At 71.2% G+C, this 16,857-nt stretch carries 18 protein-coding genes; 12 read left to right on the top strand and 6 right to left on the bottom strand.

The genetic code is table 11. The features are described from left to right. Positions 1-136 precede the first annotated feature (136 nt). Positions 137-2,521: an ATP-binding cassette domain-containing protein gene (locus BFF76_RS02745; protein WP_065847056.1), complete on the bottom strand. Its 2,385-nt coding sequence runs from the start codon at positions 2,519-2,521 to the stop codon at positions 137-139. A 373-nt stretch (positions 2,522-2,894) separates the two neighbouring features. Here BFF76_RS02745 and BFF76_RS02750 point away from each other — a divergent pair, with 373 nt between their 5' ends. Both BFF76_RS02750 and BFF76_RS02755 read left to right on the top strand, forming a co-directional pair. Further along, a complete protein-coding gene (locus BFF76_RS02750; protein ID WP_031095878.1) occupies positions 2,895-3,389 on the top strand; it encodes a DUF6325 family protein in 495 nt (164 codons plus the stop codon). Positions 3,390-3,495: 106 nt separating this feature from the next. After that, entirely contained in the window at positions 3,496-4,290 is a 795-nt protein-coding gene (locus tag BFF76_RS02755; RefSeq protein ID WP_031095880.1) for a tyrosine-protein phosphatase, read from the top strand. Between the two features lie 80 nt (positions 4,291-4,370). On the opposite strand, the gene BFF76_RS02760 is transcribed toward BFF76_RS02755, so the two are convergent. Both BFF76_RS02760 and BFF76_RS02765 read right to left on the bottom strand, forming a co-directional pair. Next, positions 4,371-4,910, bottom strand: coding sequence for a hypothetical protein (locus BFF76_RS02760; protein WP_031095883.1), 540 nt, complete (start codon positions 4,908-4,910; stop codon positions 4,371-4,373). Beyond that, positions 4,907-5,482: a hypothetical protein gene (locus BFF76_RS02765; protein WP_031095885.1), complete on the bottom strand. Its 576-nt coding sequence runs from the start codon at positions 5,480-5,482 to the stop codon at positions 4,907-4,909. The genes BFF76_RS02760 and BFF76_RS02765 overlap by 4 nt, the downstream gene beginning before the upstream one ends. Positions 5,483-5,710: 228 nt before the next feature. Here BFF76_RS02765 and BFF76_RS32840 point away from each other — a divergent pair, with 228 nt between their 5' ends. Together BFF76_RS32840 and BFF76_RS02770 are read left to right on the top strand one after the other, a co-directional pair. Further along, positions 5,711-5,872, top strand: coding sequence for a hypothetical protein (locus BFF76_RS32840; protein WP_167359464.1), 162 nt, complete (start codon positions 5,711-5,713; stop codon positions 5,870-5,872). Between the two features lie 45 nt (positions 5,873-5,917). Beyond that, positions 5,918-6,400: a GNAT family N-acetyltransferase gene (locus BFF76_RS02770; protein WP_053930086.1), complete on the top strand. Its 483-nt coding sequence runs from the start codon at positions 5,918-5,920 to the stop codon at positions 6,398-6,400. A 76-nt stretch (positions 6,401-6,476) separates the two neighbouring features. On the opposite strand, the gene BFF76_RS02775 is transcribed toward BFF76_RS02770, so the two are convergent. Continuing rightward, positions 6,477-6,863 carry a VOC family protein gene (locus BFF76_RS02775; protein WP_031095891.1) on the bottom strand — a complete coding sequence of 129 codons (387 nt, stop codon included), beginning with the start codon at positions 6,861-6,863 and terminating at the stop codon, positions 6,477-6,479. Positions 6,864-7,163: 300 nt separating this feature from the next. Here BFF76_RS02775 and BFF76_RS02780 point away from each other — a divergent pair, with 300 nt between their 5' ends. After that, positions 7,164-7,712 carry a DUF6328 family protein gene (locus tag BFF76_RS02780; protein WP_051834660.1) on the top strand — a complete coding sequence of 183 codons (549 nt, stop codon included), beginning with the start codon at positions 7,164-7,166 and terminating at the stop codon, positions 7,710-7,712. 42 nt (positions 7,713-7,754) lie between these two features. On the opposite strand, the gene BFF76_RS02785 is transcribed toward BFF76_RS02780, so the two are convergent. Both BFF76_RS02785 and BFF76_RS02790 read right to left on the bottom strand, forming a co-directional pair. Next, positions 7,755-8,582 carry a VOC family protein gene (locus tag BFF76_RS02785; protein ID WP_031095895.1) on the bottom strand — a complete coding sequence of 276 codons (828 nt, stop codon included), beginning with the start codon at positions 8,580-8,582 and terminating at the stop codon, positions 7,755-7,757. A gap of 194 nt (positions 8,583-8,776) precedes the next feature. Further along, the gene (locus BFF76_RS02790) at positions 8,777-9,115 is read right to left on the bottom strand and encodes a DUF6479 family protein (RefSeq protein WP_031095898.1); all 339 of its coding nucleotides are present in this window, start codon (positions 9,113-9,115) and stop codon (positions 8,777-8,779) included. Positions 9,116-9,203: 88 nt separating this feature from the next. On the opposite strand from BFF76_RS02790, the gene BFF76_RS02795 reads away from it, so the two are divergent. The 7 genes from BFF76_RS02795 to BFF76_RS02825 all read left to right on the top strand — a co-directional run bounded on the left by BFF76_RS02795 (position 9,204) and on the right by BFF76_RS02825 (position 16,824). Beyond that, positions 9,204-10,169 carry an LLM class F420-dependent oxidoreductase gene (locus tag BFF76_RS02795; RefSeq protein WP_031095899.1) on the top strand — a complete coding sequence of 322 codons (966 nt, stop codon included), beginning with the start codon at positions 9,204-9,206 and terminating at the stop codon, positions 10,167-10,169. Between the two features lie 298 nt (positions 10,170-10,467). Continuing rightward, positions 10,468-10,863, top strand: coding sequence for a hypothetical protein (locus BFF76_RS02800; RefSeq protein WP_031095901.1), 396 nt, complete (start codon positions 10,468-10,470; stop codon positions 10,861-10,863). A 34-nt stretch (positions 10,864-10,897) separates the two neighbouring features. Then, positions 10,898-11,470 (top strand): 2Fe-2S iron-sulfur cluster-binding protein, encoded by a 573-nt coding sequence (locus tag BFF76_RS02805; RefSeq protein WP_065847058.1) that lies wholly within the window; start codon positions 10,898-10,900, stop codon positions 11,468-11,470. Continuing rightward, complete coding sequence (locus BFF76_RS02810) at positions 11,467-12,462, top strand: FAD binding domain-containing protein (RefSeq protein ID WP_031095904.1); 996 nt, start codon at positions 11,467-11,469, stop codon at positions 12,460-12,462. The genes BFF76_RS02805 and BFF76_RS02810 overlap by 4 nt, the downstream gene beginning before the upstream one ends. 41 nt (positions 12,463-12,503) lie before the next feature. Next, on the top strand, positions 12,504-14,600 hold the full coding sequence (locus BFF76_RS02815) for a xanthine dehydrogenase family protein molybdopterin-binding subunit (RefSeq protein ID WP_065847060.1): 2,097 nt from the start codon (positions 12,504-12,506) through the stop codon (positions 14,598-14,600). 152 nt (positions 14,601-14,752) lie between these two features. Beyond that, positions 14,753-15,268, top strand: a complete 516-nt coding sequence (locus BFF76_RS02820; RefSeq protein WP_053930087.1) for an ATP-binding protein — start codon at positions 14,753-14,755, stop codon at positions 15,266-15,268. A gap of 149 nt (positions 15,269-15,417) precedes the next feature. After that, positions 15,418-16,824: an NADP-dependent succinic semialdehyde dehydrogenase gene (locus tag BFF76_RS02825; protein ID WP_065847062.1), complete on the top strand. Its 1,407-nt coding sequence runs from the start codon at positions 15,418-15,420 to the stop codon at positions 16,822-16,824. Positions 16,825-16,857: the final 33 nt, after the last annotated feature.

The raw sequence follows: 16,857 nt of genomic DNA on the forward strand, positions 1-16,857 counted from the left end.
GAGCAGCAGGGCCACCGGCTGTGACCTTGCACTCTCCGAAATGAGAGGAATCCCCTGGCTGGAGCGTCCTTGTCCTTCACGGGGCCGGAGGCGAAGCCCGACGCCGGGCAAGGGGGTTGGCACCGGGCCGCCTCGCTCAGGCGCCTACGTAGGCCGCGAGGTGCTCGCCGGTGAGGGTGGAGCGGCCGGCCACGAGGTCGGCGGGTGTGCCCTCGAAGACGATCCGGCCCCCGTCGTGACCCGCGCCGGGACCGAGGTCGATGATCCAGTCGGCGTGCGCCATGACCGCCTGGTGGTGCTCGACGACGACGACCGACTTGCCCGAGTCGACGAGCCGGTCGAGCAGGCCGAGCAACTGCCGGACATCGGCGAGGTGAAGGCCGGCGGTCGGCTCGTCCAGGACGTAGACGCCGCCCTTGTCCGCCATGTGGGTGGCCAGCCTGAGCCGCTGCCGCTCGCCGCCCGACAGCGTGGTGAGCGGCTGGCCGAGGCTGAGATAACCGAGCCCCACGTCGGCGAGCCGACGCAGGATGCGGTGCGCGGCGGGCGTGTGGGCCTCGCCGTCGCCGAAGAACTCCGCCGCCTCGGTCACCGGCATGGCGAGCACCTCGCTGATGTCCCGTCCGCCGAAGCGGTACTCCAGCACCGCGGGCTGGAACCGCTTGCCCTCGCACTCCTCGCACGTCGTGGCGACGCCGGCCATCATCCCCAGGTCGGTGTAGACGACGCCTGCGCCGTTGCACTCGGGACAGGCCCCCTCGGAGTTGGCGCTGAACAGCGCCGGCTTCACCCCGTTGGCCTTCGCGAACGCCTTGCGGATCGGGTCGAGCAGCCCCGTGTACGTCGCCGGGTTGCTGCGCCGTGAGCCGCGGATCGCGCTCTGGTCGACCGACACCACGTTCTCGCCCGGAGGGATCGACCCGTGCACGAGCGAGCTCTTGCCCGAGCCCGCGACGCCTGTGACGACGGTCAGTACACCGAGCGGGACGTCGACGTCGACATCGCGCAGGTTGTGCGCGTTCGCGCCTCGGATCTCCAGGGCGCCGGTGGGTTTGCGCACCGTCTCCTTGAGGGCCGCCCGGTCGTCGAAATGACGGCCGGTGACGGTGTCGCCCGCCCGAAGTCCCGCGACGGTGCCCTCGAAGCAGACCGTGCCGCCCGCGGACCCCGCGCCGGGACCGAGGTCGACGATGTGGTCGGCGATGGCGATCGTCTCCGGCTTGTGTTCCACGACGAGCACGGTGTTGCCCTTGTCCCGCAGCCGCAGCAGCAGCTTGTTCATCCGCTCGATGTCGTGGGGGTGCAGACCGATGGTGGGCTCGTCGAAGACGTAGGTGACGTCGGTGAGCGAGGAGCCGAGGTGACGGATCATCTTGACGCGTTGCGCCTCGCCACCCGAGAGCGTGCCCGACGACCGGTCGAGCGAGAGGTAACCGAGGCCGATCTCCACGAAGGAGTCGAGGGTGCGGCGCAGCGCCGCGAGCAGCGGCGCCACCGACGGCTCGTCGAGACCGCGTACCCAGGTGGCCAGATCGCTGATCTGCATCGCACAGGCGTCGGCGATGCTGATGCGCTTGATCTTCGACGACCGTGCGCCCTCGCTGAGCCGGGTGCCTCCGCAGTCCGGACAGGTGGTGAACGTGACCGCCCGGTCCACGAACGCCCGGATGTGCGGCTGCATCGCCTCCTTGTCCTTGGACAGGAACGACTTCTGGATCTTGGGGATCAGTCCCTCGTAGGTGAGGTTCACGCCCTCGACCTTGACCTTGGTCGGCTCCCGGTGGAGGAAGTCCCGCATCTCCTGCTCGGAGAACTCGCTGATCGGCTTGTCCGGGTCGAGGAGCCCCGACTCGGCGTAGACCCGCACGGTCCAGAAGCTGTCCGACTTCCAGCCGGGGATGGTGAAGGCCCCCTCGGCGAGCGACTTGGAGGCGTCGTAGAGCTGGGTGAGGTCGATGTCGGAGACCGTGCCCCGGCCCTCGCAGCGGGTACACATGCCGCCGGTGCGGTTGAAGGTCGCCTTCACCGTCTTCTTGTTGCCCCGCTCCACGGTGATCGCCCCGCTCGCCCTGACCGACGGGACGTTGAAGGCGTACGCCCCCGGCGGCCCGATGTGCGGTCTGCCGAGGCGGGAGAAGAGGATGCGCAGCATCGCGTTGGCGTCGGTGACGGTGCCGACCGTGGAGCGCGGGTCGGCTCCCAGCCGCTGCTGGTCGACGATGATCGCCGTCGTCAGCCCCTCGAGTACGTCGACCTCGGGCCGCGCCAGAGCCGGCATGAAGCCCTGGACGAAGGCGCTGTAGGTCTCGTTGATCATCCGCTGCGACTCGGCCGCGATCGTGCTGAACACCAGCGAGCTCTTGCCCGAGCCCGAGACGCCGGTGAACACCGTCAGCCGGCGTTTCGGGATCTCGACGCTGACGTCCTTGAGGTTGTTCACACGGGCACCGTGCACGCGGATCAGATCGTGGCTGTCGGAAACATGCGGCGCGGGCGACCCCGTGTCCGTACTCGTGGTCATGCTCGTCGTCTCTCCATCCGTTCGCGGGGCCGCCTGCGCGGTCGCCGTCGGCGTCGCCCGCGCGCTCGCGGCAACGGTCGTGGTCCAGCAGACCAGCGGCGCGGGCCGGGGCGCAATCACCTGCGCGGACCCGACATCGTTGATCTCCGTACGAACGACGCTACGGGCGGCGGGAGGCTTTCGCTTCTTCATTCCTGACCGGTCGGCGACCTCCCTCGCCCTGATGCCGGCGTGCCGCCGAGGGGCGGTCCGGGCACGGCAGGGCAGCCGCCATGACACTCGACGGCCTGTTTGTCATTGTTTTTCACAGTGCGTTACTGATCGTCCGAAGTTAAGCTGCTGCTGATCCATCACCTCAGGGGAAGGACGCACCGTGGCCGTGGGACCTGTGGAGTACCTCGTCGTCACCTTTCCCGGTGGCCGTTTCGCCGACGCCATCGCGCCCGTATTGGCCGACGCCGTCGCGTCCGAGACGGTACGCATCCTCGATCTGGCCTTTGCCCGCAGCGTGGCGGGCGGCGCCCTGGAGCCTGTCGGTCTGCGGGAGATGGACCCCCAGGGCCTGGTGCCGTTCGATCCGCCGGACGACCGGCCGGCCGGGATGCCGCAGATCACCGAACTCGATGCGCTCGAACGTCTGCCGGAGGAGAGCTCCGCCGCGCTGATCGTGTGGGAGGACCTCTGGTCGGTACCTCTCACCCGGGCGGTCCAGGGGGCGGGCGGCCGGCTCCTGGCACACGAGCGGGTCCCGGCGGACGGCGGGGACGACGTCATCACGCTGCTGGAGCGGCTCGCCGATTTGAGGCAGCGCGGTGTTCTCACCGACGCCGAATTCGCGGAGCAGAAGACACGCGTCCTCGCCGACTGATCCCCCTCGTGCGCCGCCCCGGTACCTCACGTTCCCTTTGTCGATATCCGCACGCCGTGCGACGTTGATTCCGACCTGCAGTCTGTCGGGAAAGAGGCAGTTCATCGTGCAGACCGCCCGGGCCGTCCCCGCGTCAACCGTCATCAACCTGCGCGATCTGGGCGGTATCGCCCTGGGCCGCGGCCGCCGCCTGCGGCAGGGCATCCTTCTGCGCTCGGGTCAGCTGAGCGAATTCGAGCAGCACGACATGGCGGTGGCCGCACTCGGCATCCGCACCGTCGTCGACCTGCGCACCGCCGACGAGCGCCGATGGGCGCCGGACCGGCTTCCTGCGGGGGCGAGGCTCTTCGTGGCCGACGTCCTCGGCGACGATCCGGGGGTCGCGCCGGCGCGGCTCAAGGCGCTGCTCGGTGACCCGGACGGAGCAGCGCGCGTACTCGGCGGCGGGCGGGCCGAGGAGCTGTTCGCACAGACGTACCGGAGGATGGTCCTCTCACCGGGGGCGTCGGCCGCCTACCGCGCCTTCCTGGACACCGTCGCCGACCCCCGGGCGAGACCGCTGCTCTTCCACTGTGCGACGGGCAAGGACAGGACCGGCTGGGCCACCGCGCTGCTGCTGATGATGGCGGGCGCACCGCGTGATGCCGTACGCGCGGAGTTCCTCGCTGTGAACCAGGCGGTGCGCGCAGCCTTCGGGCCCGCAGTACGGCGCTTCCTCGCCGACGGCGGTGACCCGGACATCGCCTATGCGGTCATCGAGGCCCGGCCCCGCTACCTCGAGGCGGCCCTGGACGCGATGGATGAGCGCTGGGGCGGACTCGACGGCTACCTGAGCAAGGCGCTGCGCCTTCCCCCGGCGGTGGCCGAGCGGCTCCGTGCCGACCTGGCCGTCGCCGTCTGACGGACTGCCCGCGGCAGGGGCCGGCCCGGGGCCGCGTCGCAGGGACGCGGGCCCGGGCCGGTGAGCGGCGACGGGGCCGCTCAGATCTTCAACAGCTGTTCGCTGATGTCGCGGTAGCGCTGAAGCGCCACCCGCAACTCCTCCGTCTGCGCCTCTGTGTCCTGTCCCTGCCATCCGGCGCGCAGTACCCGCTTGCGTTCCGTGAGGGCCTCGGTCAGCCCGGACACGATCTGGTCGAACGTGCTGTCGGCCTCCTCGACCGCCCGGCGGGGGCTCTCGACGAAGTCGGTGACCGCCTGCTGCATGCGCCGGGACAGCTCATCGCGTTCGCCCCGGGGAACCAGATGTCGCTCGGCGCCGACGGCCTCGTGGCGGCCGGCCCGCTCGGCGGACGGCGTGTCCGGGGCCTCCCGGGGGGCGGGAGGCACGCCGAGGTCGCCATGGCCCGTGAGCTTCGGCCCGAGGCCCTTGCTGTCGCCGGGCGTGCTGTCGGCCGCCGTGCCGGGTGACCTGCCCGGCGGGTTCCGAAGTCCCCTCTCAGGTGCGGACACCGGGGTGCCGGTGTTCCGGGGCTCCGTGATGAAGACGGGCTCCGTAGTGCGCTCGGTGTGGTCGGTCATGCTGCTGCACCGCCTTTCGCCTCATGCCGGTCCGTCCGGGCCGGCTCGTCCGCTGTGTCCGCGAGAAGTACGTCGAAGAGCGCCCGGGACTCGATCAGGGCCTTCCGCATCTCCTCCGTGCCCCCCTGGCCGCGCACGGCCGTGTGCACCCTGCGGTAACCGTCGACCTGTGCGGCGTGGTGGACCGAGAGCGCGTCCGTCTGCTCCTGGAAGCTGTCGCCGTCCGGGAAGCCCCGGTCACGCGCGAGCTGTGCCAGAAGCGCGTCGGCCTCGACGACCGCGTCCCTGGGGGAGTCGATGAACCGTTCCTGCACCTCGGCCCAGCGGCGGGCGTACGCCTCGCGGGCCTCGGGCCGCAGGGGCCGCTCGGAGAGGGAGCCGTGCAGCTTCACCCGCTCGGACAGTTCGTGCTCGGCCGCTTTGGTATCGCCGTCATGACGGGCGACCGTCCGGTCGTACTCGGGTCCGAAGCGGCGCTGCAGTCCGCGCCCGCCGGTCCTGCGGCCCCGGACGAGGAAGAAGGCGAGCGCTGCCACCAGGACGACGGCGACGATGATCAGCACGGTCGTCATGGCCGACGCTCCCGTCGGCTCGCGGTCGGTGCGTCGTGCTGTTCCACTCTCGTCAACCCCTTCCGTTTCGAGCCCGGTCCGGTGTACGGCCGGGCTGCGTGCACCAGGCGTGTAACCCCCTGGACGCCGTTCATGCCGGGAACCCTCCCGGTATCGTCGAGGACACCGGACCGGACGTGCCCGGCCTGACACGGAGCTGTCCGGCACGACTTGCGAGAGGGGCACGCGGTGACCGAGCGCAAACCCGCAGGGGTCAGCTTCGAGACATGGGTGGACCGGCAGATCCGCGAGGCACTCGTCAGGCCGCCGGAGGGCCCGCCGCTGAACCTCACGCCGTTCGACATCGACGCGGTCGTGGGGGAGTGGCGGGCCGGGCGGCGCGGACACTGAGTACCTCCGTGCCGCCGTGTGCCCGGAGTGCGTGATACTCCCCGTATGAGATCGCGCATCACGGACCGGTGCGCCGGCGTCCGGATCAGGCGGGCCGTCGCGCGCGACGCCAAGCGGCTCACCCGCCTGGTCACGACCTCACGCGCCTACGAGGGCCCGTACGCGCACATGGTCGAGGGGTACAGGGTCGGCCCGGACTACATCGAGGCACACGCCGTCCACGTGGCCGTGGACGACGGAGGCCGGGTGCTCGGGTTCTACGCGCTGGTCCTGTCCCCGCCTGAACTCGACCTGATGTTCGTCGCCGACGGCGCCCAGGGGCGCGGCATCGGGCGGCTCCTCATCGGCCACCTGCGCGAGGAGGCGCGCCGTGCCGGCCTGGCCGCCGTACGCGTGGTCGCGCACCCGCCGGCCGAGGGTTTCTACCGCGGTGTGGGCGCCGAACGCACCGGCACCGTCGAGGCCCGCCCGCCCGCGGTGAGGTGGGACCGGCCCGAGCTGATGCTCATGACCGACGAGGGCACCTGAGCCGGACGGCCCGGCCGGATCCCTGATCGCGGCGGGGCCGTCCGGACTGTCCGGGCTTTCCAAGAACGGGGACCCGCTACGACCAGCCGCCGTACGGACGGGTGATGATCTCCATCCCGTGACCGCTCGGATCGGGGAAGTACACCCCGCGTCCCCCGTCGTTGTGGTTGATCTCGCCGGGGTGCTTCCGGTGGGGATCGGCGTAATACGCGATCCCCTGCTCCTCGATGTGCCCGAAGGCCGTGTCGAACTCCGCCTCCGAGATGAGGAACGCGTAGTGCTGCACGGTGATCGACTCGGCGGGCACGGTCGCGAAGTCCAGCGTGACCCCGTTCGCGAGAACGACAGGGATGAACGGGCCCCACTCGGTTCCGACGGTGAGACCGAGGATGCGCGCCAGGAAATCGGCGGATTCGCGGTTGTCCCGGCTGTGAACGATGGTGTGATTCAACTCGACTGACACTGTGGAATGCCTCCAGTGGGCATCTCACGGGCTACCTCCACGCCTCACCCGGACGGTGACCGACGCGCGATGCCGTAAGACGATCCTAGGCGAGTTGTCACGCTGCGTCGAGGTTTGGCCTCGGCCGGCTCCGGTTCCCCGGCCTGTCCTTTCGAACACCGGTGGTGCTTCTCCAGGCTGCTGCCACCATGGAGGACATCGGCAGGCGCGCCGTCCCGCGGCGGTCCGAACGCGGTGTCCCAGGATTCACTCCGGCTCCGCGGGGAACCAGTACCACCTCTGAGAGGTGGGGAGGAAGCGATGGGACAGACACCGGCGGGCCATGGCGGGACCGGGGGAGACGAGCCGGGCACCAACCCGCGCAGCGGACGGCGTGAGACCGAGGAGGAGAGGGCGGACCGGCAGTGGAGCGACCTGCTCCAGGAACTCAGGGTCGCGCAGACCGGCGTGCAGATCCTCTTCGGCTTCCTGCTCGCGGTGGTCTTCCAGCCACGCTTCGCCGATCTCTCCACCGTCGACCGGAACATCTACGTGGTGACCGTCATGCTCGGGTCGGGAACCGCCGCCGCGCTGATAGGACCCGTGTCCTACCACCGGCTGCTGACCGGACGCCGGATGAAACCGCAGACCGTCACCTGGGCCTCACGCCTCACGAAGCTGGGGCTCGGCCTGCTCTTCTGCACGATGTGCAGCACGCTGCTGCTCATCCTGCGGGTGGCACTGCACAACGTGGCGGCACTGTGGCTGGTGGGCGGGATGGCCCTGTGGTTCCTGGCCTGCTGGTTCGTGTTCCCGCTGTGGGCGATAGCCCGGGACGGCGGCCGACGGGCGACCGGCCGGCAAAGGTGACGCCCCGGACACCCCCGACTCCGACCTGCGTACCTGACGCCGTCAGTCCTCGTCCAGGCCCGCCGGGCTGCGTACGTCCGTCACGGTGAAGAGCCCGCCGTCCGGGTCCCGCAACGTCGCCTCGCTGCCGTACCGCACCTCGCGCCGTTCCATCAGCGACCCTCCGTTCCGCTCCGCGGCGAAAACCGTCGCGCCGACATCGGCGACCGGGAACTGCACCTGCCAGTGCGGACGCACCTGCGGGTCGGGAGCGGCCTCCACCGCGCCGGAGCTGATACGGGCCAGCGGGCGCCCGTTGCAGCGTACGAGCACCTCCTCCTTCACGTACGCCACCTCGCAGCCGCCGGACTCCCCGCTCTCCCAGCCGAGGACCTCCCCGTAGAAGATGGCGGCGTCGAAGGCGTCCCTGGTGCGGAGCCGGAGCCAGGCGTGTGCCCGGGTGCCGGACGGCGCGAGCGTGGCCGCGCGCCCCGTCCACTCCCACACGCCGAAGGACGCCCCGTCCCGGTCGGCGGCCAGGACCGCGCGGCCCTGCCCGACCGTCAGCGGGCCCACCGCCACGGTGCCACTGCGTTCGCGGATACGGGAGGCGACCACATCGGCGTTCCGGACCGAGAAGTACGGCATCCAGGCCACGGCCACCTGGTAGGCGGACGCGACCGCGCCGATGCCCGCCACCGGAACGCCGCCGGAGCGTGCCATCAGATAGTCCCTGCCCAGCGGCCCGCGACGGAACGTCCAGCCGAGGACGTCGCCGTAGAAGCGCTGAGCGTCGTCCAGGTCGCGGGTCACCAGGTGGACCCAGCACGGCGCGCTCGCACCGCTCAGCACCGCCGGTTCCGGTGCGGTCCGCGGATCGCGAGGAGTCATGGTCCACTGCCCTATCGGTTCTGCGGCATGACTTCTTCGGTGCCGCGCGGCCAGGACCAGCCTCATGCGCCTCGGCGACTCCCGCAACACGCGGCGGGCGCGACCGCGGCCCGCCCCGTCGCACACGTCCGGGCCCGCTCCATGGCGGGCCCGGACGTGTGCGACCCACCGTTGACCGGTGGGGGAACGGCGGGTCAGTTCGGCCGGGGCTCGTCCTCCGGCGGCGGGATCACCTCGTTACCGTGGTCGCTGAGCTCGTACGGTGTGAGGGCGCGGCCGCTCTCGGGGAAGTGGTCCGAACCGTGTCGGCCGCTCTCCTGGATCTCCGTCCGGTGGTCCGGCCGGAGCGGCTGCTCATCGGGGCGCGGCGGCCGCGATTCCTTGTCGCGACGCCTCATCCCGAACCAGAAGCCCCCGAGCAGCAGAAGCACCACGCACAGGCCGACGATGCCGATGATCACGCCTACCGCGCCCGGCCCGTCGGCTCCGCCGGTGCTGGCGAGCGATTCCCATGCTCCGTTCGTTACGTCCATGCTTGGCGCATACCCCGGGGAATCGATCACAGACAGCCATTGACATGAATTCATGTTTTATGGCGATGTCACGGTAAATGTGTTTCATATGGTTCAAATCGGCTACACGATGATGACCGAGCAAGCCGGTCCCCGCGCACTCGTCCAGGATGTGGTCGCCGCGGAGGAGGCCGGCTTCGACTTCTCCGTCACCTCCGACCACTACTTCCCCTGGCTGGCTTCCCAGGGACACGCGCCCTACGCGTGGTCGGTCCTCGGAGCCGCCGCGCAGGCCACCTCCAGAATCCCGCTGATGACGTATGTGACCTGCCCGACGACCCGCTACCACCCGGCTGTGGTCGCGCAGAAGGCGGCGACGCTCCAACTGCTCGCCGAGGGCCGTTTCCGGCTCGGCCTCGGATCCGGTGAGAGCCTCAACGAACACGTGGTCGGCGCGGGGTGGCCCGCCGCCCATGTCCGGCTGGAGATGCTCGAGGAGGCCGTGCACATCATCCGCGCTCTCTTCGACGGGGACTACGTCAACCACCACGGCACCCACTTCGATGTCGAGAACGCCAAGCTGTGGGACCTGCCCGAAAAGCGGGTCCCCGTCGGCATCGCGGTCTCGGGGGAGCGCTCCTGCGCACTCGCGGGCGCACTCGCCGACCTGGTCATCGCGACCGAACCCAGGAGCGAGCTGCTCAGCGCGTTCGACCGGCACGGCGGGGCCGGGAAGCCCCGCGTCGGACAGGTGCCCGTCTGCTACGACACCGACCGGGACACCGCGATCGCCCGCGCCCACGACCAGTTCCGGTGGTCGCTCGGGGGCTGGAAGGTCAATTCGGAGCTGCCGAATCCCCCGGCGTTCGATCAGGCGACCAAGTTCGTCCGCGAGGACGACATCGCCGGATCGATCCCGTGCGGCCCGGACGTCGAGGCGTTCGTCGAGGCCGTGCGCCCCTACAGCGAAGCGGGCTTCACCGAGGTCGCCCTCGTCCAGATCGGCGGGGCGGAGCAGCGGCCCTTCATCGAGTGGGCGCGGAGCACGCTCCTGCCGGCGCTGCGCGAACTGTAGGCGAGGACCGGCACAGGGCGCGGGCAGGCCCACGTTTCCCCGCCTCCCGCCGGGTACGAGATCTATCGCGGGGCCGCCCCGTCCGAGCCTTCGCTCGTGTCGCCGACACGGGGCCGTGGGGCGAGTCTGGAGTCAGTCCCCGGACCGCTGGAGACGACACCGCGTCGTCCGGATCGAGGGCGAACCGGACTCTCCGGCCGGCAGCGAGCCCTTGCACCACGCCCGGCCACGCGGTCGGCGCCCGGCGGCGGGAGGCCGCCAGGGGCGCCCACAGTGCTCCCAGTGAAAGGAACCCAGGGTGAACAGCACGCAGGAACACACACAGGAACACCGGGAGAGCGGCGACGTCGTGGTGGCGGTGACCGGCTGCCCCAAGGAGGACGCGCGCACCGTGTTCGACGTACTGCGCCGCTCGTTCGCCTCCGACCGTCCGGCGAGCGACGCCCCCGAGGAGGCGTCCGACACGCGCCCCACCGTGTGGACGGCGACCGTCGACGTCACCGAGACCAGGACGGGCTCCGGGCCCGCGCGGCTCTCCACCCCGGTGACGGTCGAGGCGCAAGGTGGCTACTGGGCGGTCGACCGTCTCCGCAAGCACCTGACGGAGGCGTTCACCGTCCGGCTCGTCGGGACGGCGGCGGGCGACCAGGAGCAGGAGATCCGCCTGCGGCTGGAGAGCCACCGACCCGCGTGACCACCGCACGTCCGAACCCGGAAGGTACATACCCATGGCTGCCACCCCGGGGATCACCGACGCGGAAGAGGCACACGTGCCGAATCCCGTCGACCGGTCCACCTTCACCCTGTACGTCAACGGAACGGAACGGACCCTGACGCTCGATCACCGGACCACCGTGCTGGACGCGCTCAGGGAGCATCTCGGTCTCACCGGTGCCAAGAAGGGCTGCGACCACGGTCAGTGCGGAGCCTGCACGGTTCTCGTCGACGGCCGGCGCGCAAACAGCTGCCTTCTGCTGGCCGTCGCCCAGGAGGACGCCCACATCACCACGGTCGAGGGGCTGGCCGAGGGCGACCGGCTGCATCCGCTGCAGAGGGCCTTCCTGGAGAGGGACGCGCTCCAGTGCGGTTACTGCACCCCGGGGCAGATCTGCTCCGCCGTCGGCATGCTCCGTGAGGCCGAGGACGGCTTCCCCTCGCACGCGACCCCGCGGACTGCGCTCGCCGGCGAGGGGCCGGCTCCGCTCGGCGCGGACGAGATCCGCGAGCGGATGAGCGGCAACCTCTGCCGGTGCGGCGCCTACCCGCGCATCGTCGACGCCATCGAGGACGTGGCCCCGTGAAACCCTTCGCCTACCTGCGCCCCGCAACCGTGTCCGAAGCCGTCCGAGCGGGCGCCGGGCACCCCGGCTCACGCTTCCTCGGCGGCGGCACCAACCTCGTCGACCTCATGAAACTCGGCGTGGAGACGCCCGGCCTGCTCATCGACGTCAGCCGGCTGCCGCTGGACGGAATGACACGGACGGACGACGGCGGTCTCCGGATCGGCGCAACCGTACGCAACAGCGATCTCGCAGCCCACCCCGAGGTGCGGAACCACTGGCCCGCCCTGTCGCAGGCCCTGCTGGCAGGCGCGTCCGGGCAGCTCCGCAACACCGCCACCACCGGTGGGAACCTGCTCCAGCGCACCCGGTGCCCGTACTTCCAGGACGTCTCCAAGCCCTGCAACAAGCGGATTCCCGGCTCGGGCTGCCCAGCCAGGGAGGGAACGCACCGCGATCTCGCGGTGCTGGGCCACTCGCAGGACTGCGTCGCCACCAACCCCTCGGACATGGCTGTCGCCCTCGCGGCCCTCGACGCGACCGTCCAGCTGCACGGACCCGAGGGAGTGCGGACCGTGCAGGTGACCGACTTCCACCGGCTGCCCGCCGACAACCCCGACCAGGACACGGTGATCCGCCCGGGCGAGCTCATCACGGAAGTGGTGCTGCCCCCGCCTTCCGCCGGTGCAGTCTCCCTCTACCGCAAGGCCCGGGACCGTGCCTCCTACGCCTTCGCCCTGGCCTCAGTCGCAGCCGTACTGAGCGTGCGTGACGGCCGCGTCGACCGTATCTCGCTCGCCTTCGGCGGGCTCGCGCACCGCCCGTGGCGTGCCCGGGTGGCCGAGGACCTGCTGCGCGGGGCGTCCACGACCGGGGACGCCTTCGCGCGTGCGGTGGACGCCGAACTCGCGGCGGCCAGGCCACTGCGCGACAACGGCTTCAAGGTGGACCTGGCCCGCCGGCTGGCCATCGGCGCCCTCGTCGAACTCACCACCCGGGCCGCATCCACCTGATCCGCCGGCCCGCACACCCCGACGAACCGAGGACTTCCGTCATGAGCGACTCCCCCCGGGCGCTGGGCGCGCCCGCAGTCCGCCGCGAGGGCCGGGACAAGGTCACCGGCACCGCCCGATACGCAGCGGAGCACACCGCGCCGGGCTGCCTGTACGGCTGGATCGTGCCGGCCACCGTCCCCACCGGGCGCGTCACCGCGATCCGTACAGCAGGCGCACTCGCGGTGCCCGGGGTGCACACCGTCCTGACGCACGACAACGCGCCGCGGCTGAAGGAGCCCGACGACCCGATTCTCGCCGTGCTCCAGGACGACCGGGTGCCGCACCGGGGCTGGCCCGTCGCCCTCGTACTCGCCGAAAGCCTGGAATCCGCCCGGGCCGGTGCGGATGCCGTGTACGTCGAATACGCCACCACCGAGCACGATGTCGTCCTCACCGGGGACCACCCCGGCCTCTACACCCCGAAGGAGGCGAACGGCGGCCACCCGGCTCTGCGTGAACGCGGCGACGCCATGAGCGCGTTCGACGCCGCGCCCGTGCGGATCGACGCCACCTACACGCTGCGGGGCCTGCACAACCACCCCATGGAACCGCACGCCTCCACCGCCCGGTGGGCCGACGGACACCTGACCGTCCACGACTCCAGCCAGGGGTCGACCGCCGTGCGCAACAGCCTCGCCACCGCCCTCGGGCTCGACCGGGACCGCATCACCGTCATCTCCGAACACGTCGGCGGCGGCTTCGGTTCCAAGGGCACCCCGCGCCCGCAGGCCGTCCTCGCCGCCATGGCCGCACGGCACACCGGGCACCCGGTCCAGCTCGCCCTGCCCCGGCGGTACATGGCGGCGATCGTCGGGCACCGGGCACCCACCCTGCAGCGGGTGCGGCTGGGTGCGGACCGGGACGGCGTCCTGTCCAGCGTCTCCCACGAGATCGTCACGCACACCTCGCGGATCAAGGAGTTCGTCGAGCAGGCCGCCGTACCGGCCCGCGTCATGTACGCCTCGCCCCACAGCCGTACGGAGCACCGGGTGGCGGCACTCGACGTGCCCAGCCCGTCCTGGATGCGCGCACCGGGGGAGGCCTCGGGGATGTACGCGCTGGAGTCGGCCATGGACGAGCTGGCCTGCGCCCTCGGCATCGACCCCGTCGAACTGCGGCTGCGGAACGAACCCCGGACGGAACCCGACAGCGGCCTTCCGTTCAGCAGCCGCAACCTCACGGCCTGTCTGAGCGAGGGCGCCAGGCGTTTCGGCTGGTCGGACAGGGACCCCCGGCCCGCCGCCCGTCAGGAGGGGCCCCGGCTGCTCGGCACCGGGGTCGCCTCGGCGACGTACCCCGTGCTCGTGTCGAAGGCCGCCGCGTCCGCGCAGGCCGCCCCGGACGGCTCCTACCGCGTCGGGGTCAACGCCACGGACATCGGTACCGGTGCCCGTACCGTCCTGGCGCAGATCGCCGCCTCGGTCCTGGACACGCCCCCGGACAACGTCACGATCGACATCGGCAGCAGCGATCTGCCCACGGCACCCGTCGCGGGGGGCTCCTCGGGCACGGCCTCCTGGGGGTCGGCGGTCCACAAGGCGGCCACCACGCTGGTGCGCCGGCTCGCGGAGCACAGCGGGCCGCTCCCGCCGGAGGGCATCGGCGTCACCGTCGACACCGGCGAGGAGACGGCACAGGAGCCGCCGTACGCACGGCACGCCTTCGGCGCACACTTCGCCGAGGTGGCGGTCGACTCCCTCACCGGCGAGGTGCGGGTGCGCCGCCTCCTCGGCGTGTACGCCGCCGGACGCATCCTCAACTCCCGCACGGCACGCTCCCAGTTCATCGGCGGCATGGTCATGGGCCTCGGCATGGCCCTCACCGAGGGCAGCACCATGGACCCGGCCTTCGGCGACTTCACCGAGAGCGACCTGGCCTCCTACCACGTGCCGTCCTGCGCGGACGTGCCCGACATCCAGGCGCACTGGCTCGACGAGGACGACCCGCACCTCAACCCCATGGGCAGCAAGGGCATCGGCGAAATCGGCACCGTAGGAACCGCCGCCGCGATCGGGAACGCCGTGCGGCACGCCACCGGGGCACGGCTGCGCGAACTCTCCCTCACCCCGGACAAGCTCCTGCCCTACCTGCCGTGACGCCGTCCCCCGGTCCCCTCGGTTGCGCGACCGGCCCACTCGGTCCACCCTGATGAGTGACCCAGAAGTGATGACAGCTCACGCTTCGTGTTCGGGGGTCGTTGGTTCGAACGGGGTGAAGCACGTGAGCCTCGCGATGAGGAGCCTCGACGATGACCGTTCCACTCGACCGGCACTATCTGGTCGAACTGCAGGTGTCGGCAGAGCGCATTTCCCAGTTGCGGCGGATAGTCGCCGCACACCTGCGTCACTGGAGTCTCGACCTGCACGTCCGGCCGGTGTGCCGGGCAGCGGAGGAGCTCCTGACGAACGTCCAGCGACACGTCGGCGACGGCCACGAGTGCGTCGTCGAACTCCGCTGGACCGGACGGCACCTGACGGTGTCCGTGTCCGACAACGATTCCCGGATGCCCCGGCTGCTGGACGGCGGTGGCGGCGGCCTCAGCCGCGTCATGGCCCTGAGCGACAGCTGGGGCACCTGCCGGACCACCGACGGCAAGGTCGTGTGGTTCACGCGCTACGCGGAGACCCCGGTCACCACCGGCCTGCTTCCGCGTACGCCCCTTCCCGGCGGCCGTGCGTTCCTCGGCGGCCCCGTCACCGAGAACGGCCCGTACGCCGAGAGCGGCCCCGCAGCCGAGAACGGCCCGGTCGCCGAACTCGTGTGACGAACAGCCCGGTGCCGGCCCGGCCGGCGCGGACGGTGTGCCCGCAGCACGCATGTTCCGCGCCGGCCGGGTACGCGTGCGTGAGGGGTCGCATTGCGCGCCGCGGCGCTGCGCGGCACGGTCGGAGAACAACGCAAGGAGGCACAGCCATGCCCATCGCGACGGTCAATCCCGCGAACGGCGAGACGCTCAGGACATTCGACGCACTGGACGGGCAGGAGACCGAGCGCAGGCTCGCCGCCGCACACAGGGCGTTCCGCAGCTACCGCACCACGGAATTCTCCGAGCGCGCCCGACTGCTGAACCGGGCCGCCGATCTCCTCGACGCGGACCAGCAGGAGATCGCCCGCACCATGACCACCGAGATGGGCAAGCCGGTCAAGGCCGCCCGGGCCGAGGCCGCCAAGTGCGCCAAGGCGATGCGCTGGTACGCGGCCAACGCCGCACGCCTGCTCGCCGACGAGCACCCCGACGACACCGACGTCAAGGACTCCGGTGCCTCCCGCGCCCGGGTGCATTACCGGCCGCTGGGCGTCGTGCTCGCCGTGATGCCGTGGAACTTCCCGCTCTGGCAGGTCATGCGCTTCGCCGCGCCCGCGCTCATGGCCGGCAACACCGGACTGCTCAAGCACGCCTCGAACGTGCCGCAGACGGCCCTGTTCATCGAGGACCTCTTCACCAGGGCCGGATTCCCCGCAGGCTGTTTCCAGACCCTTCTCATCGGCTCGGGCGCCGTGGAGGCCGTCCTGCGCGACCCGCGGGTCGCCGCGGCGACGCTCACCGGCAGCGAACCGGCCGGCCGCGCGGTCGCCTCAATCGCGGGCGACGAGGTCAAGAAGACCGTGCTGGAACTCGGCGGCAGCGACCCCTACGTCGTCCTGCCCTCCGCGGACGTCGGCAAGGCCGCCGAGACCGCTGTGACGGCCCGCGTCCAGAACAACGGCCAGTCCTGCATCGCCGCCAAGCGCTTCATCGTCCACGCGGAGGTGTACGACGCGTTCGCCGAACGGTTCGCCCAGGGGATGCGCGCCCTGACCGTGGGAGACCCCCTGGAGGAGTCCACCGACGTGGGACCGCTCTCCAGCGAACAGGGCCGCACCGACCTGGAGGAACTCGTCGAGGACGCCCTCGCCAAGGGTGCGACCGCCCTGTGCGGGGGCGGGCGGCCGGAGGGGCTGGACCGCGGCTGGTTCTACGAGCCGACCGTGCTCACCGGGATCACCCCGGACATGCGCATCCACCGCGAGGAGACCTTCGGCCCGGTGGCGACCCTGTACCGGGTGGCGGACCTGGACGAGGCCGTGGACCTCGCCAACGACACGCCCTTCGGGCTCAGTTCCAATGTCTGGACGCGTGACCAGGGAGAGATGGACCGCTGTGTACGCGACCTGGAGGCCGGCGGGGTCTTCTTCAACGGCATGACGGCCTCCCACCCGGCGCTGCCCTTCGGCGGGGTGAAGCGCTCCGGCTACGGGCGGGAGCTGGCCGGGCACGGCATCCGCGAGTTCTGCAACGCCACCACCGTCTGGTACGGGCCCGGCTCGGACGCCCGTTAGGCCGGGACGCCCACTGGTCCGGACACCACCCCC

The organism is Streptomyces mutomycini, from assembly GCF_001700505.1.
GTDB lineage: Bacteria > Actinomycetota > Actinomycetes > Streptomycetales > Streptomycetaceae > Streptomyces > Streptomyces mutomycini.

Coding starts and splice junctions, on each gene's coding strand:
- BFF76_RS02745 (WP_065847056.1), bottom strand. CDS start 2,521: ATGACCACGAGTACGGACACGGGGTCGCCCGCGCCGCATGTTTCCGAC.
- BFF76_RS02760 (WP_031095883.1), bottom strand. CDS start 4,910: ATGACCGACCACACCGAGCGCACTACGGAGCCCGTCTTCATCACGGAG.
- BFF76_RS02765 (WP_031095885.1), bottom strand. CDS start 5,482: ATGACGACCGTGCTGATCATCGTCGCCGTCGTCCTGGTGGCAGCGCTC.
- BFF76_RS02770 (WP_053930086.1), top strand. CDS start 5,918: ATGAGATCGCGCATCACGGACCGGTGCGCCGGCGTCCGGATCAGGCGG.
- BFF76_RS02780 (WP_051834660.1), top strand. CDS start 7,164: ATGGGACAGACACCGGCGGGCCATGGCGGGACCGGGGGAGACGAGCCG.
- BFF76_RS02785 (WP_031095895.1), bottom strand. CDS start 8,582: ATGACTCCTCGCGATCCGCGGACCGCACCGGAACCGGCGGTGCTGAGC.
- BFF76_RS02790 (WP_031095898.1), bottom strand. CDS start 9,115: ATGGACGTAACGAACGGAGCATGGGAATCGCTCGCCAGCACCGGCGGA.
- BFF76_RS02795 (WP_031095899.1), top strand. CDS start 9,204: ATGGTTCAAATCGGCTACACGATGATGACCGAGCAAGCCGGTCCCCGC.
- BFF76_RS02805 (WP_065847058.1), top strand. CDS start 10,898: ATGGCTGCCACCCCGGGGATCACCGACGCGGAAGAGGCACACGTGCCG.
- BFF76_RS02815 (WP_065847060.1), top strand. CDS start 12,504: ATGAGCGACTCCCCCCGGGCGCTGGGCGCGCCCGCAGTCCGCCGCGAG.
- BFF76_RS02820 (WP_053930087.1), top strand. CDS start 14,753: ATGACCGTTCCACTCGACCGGCACTATCTGGTCGAACTGCAGGTGTCG.
- BFF76_RS02825 (WP_065847062.1), top strand. CDS start 15,418: ATGCCCATCGCGACGGTCAATCCCGCGAACGGCGAGACGCTCAGGACA.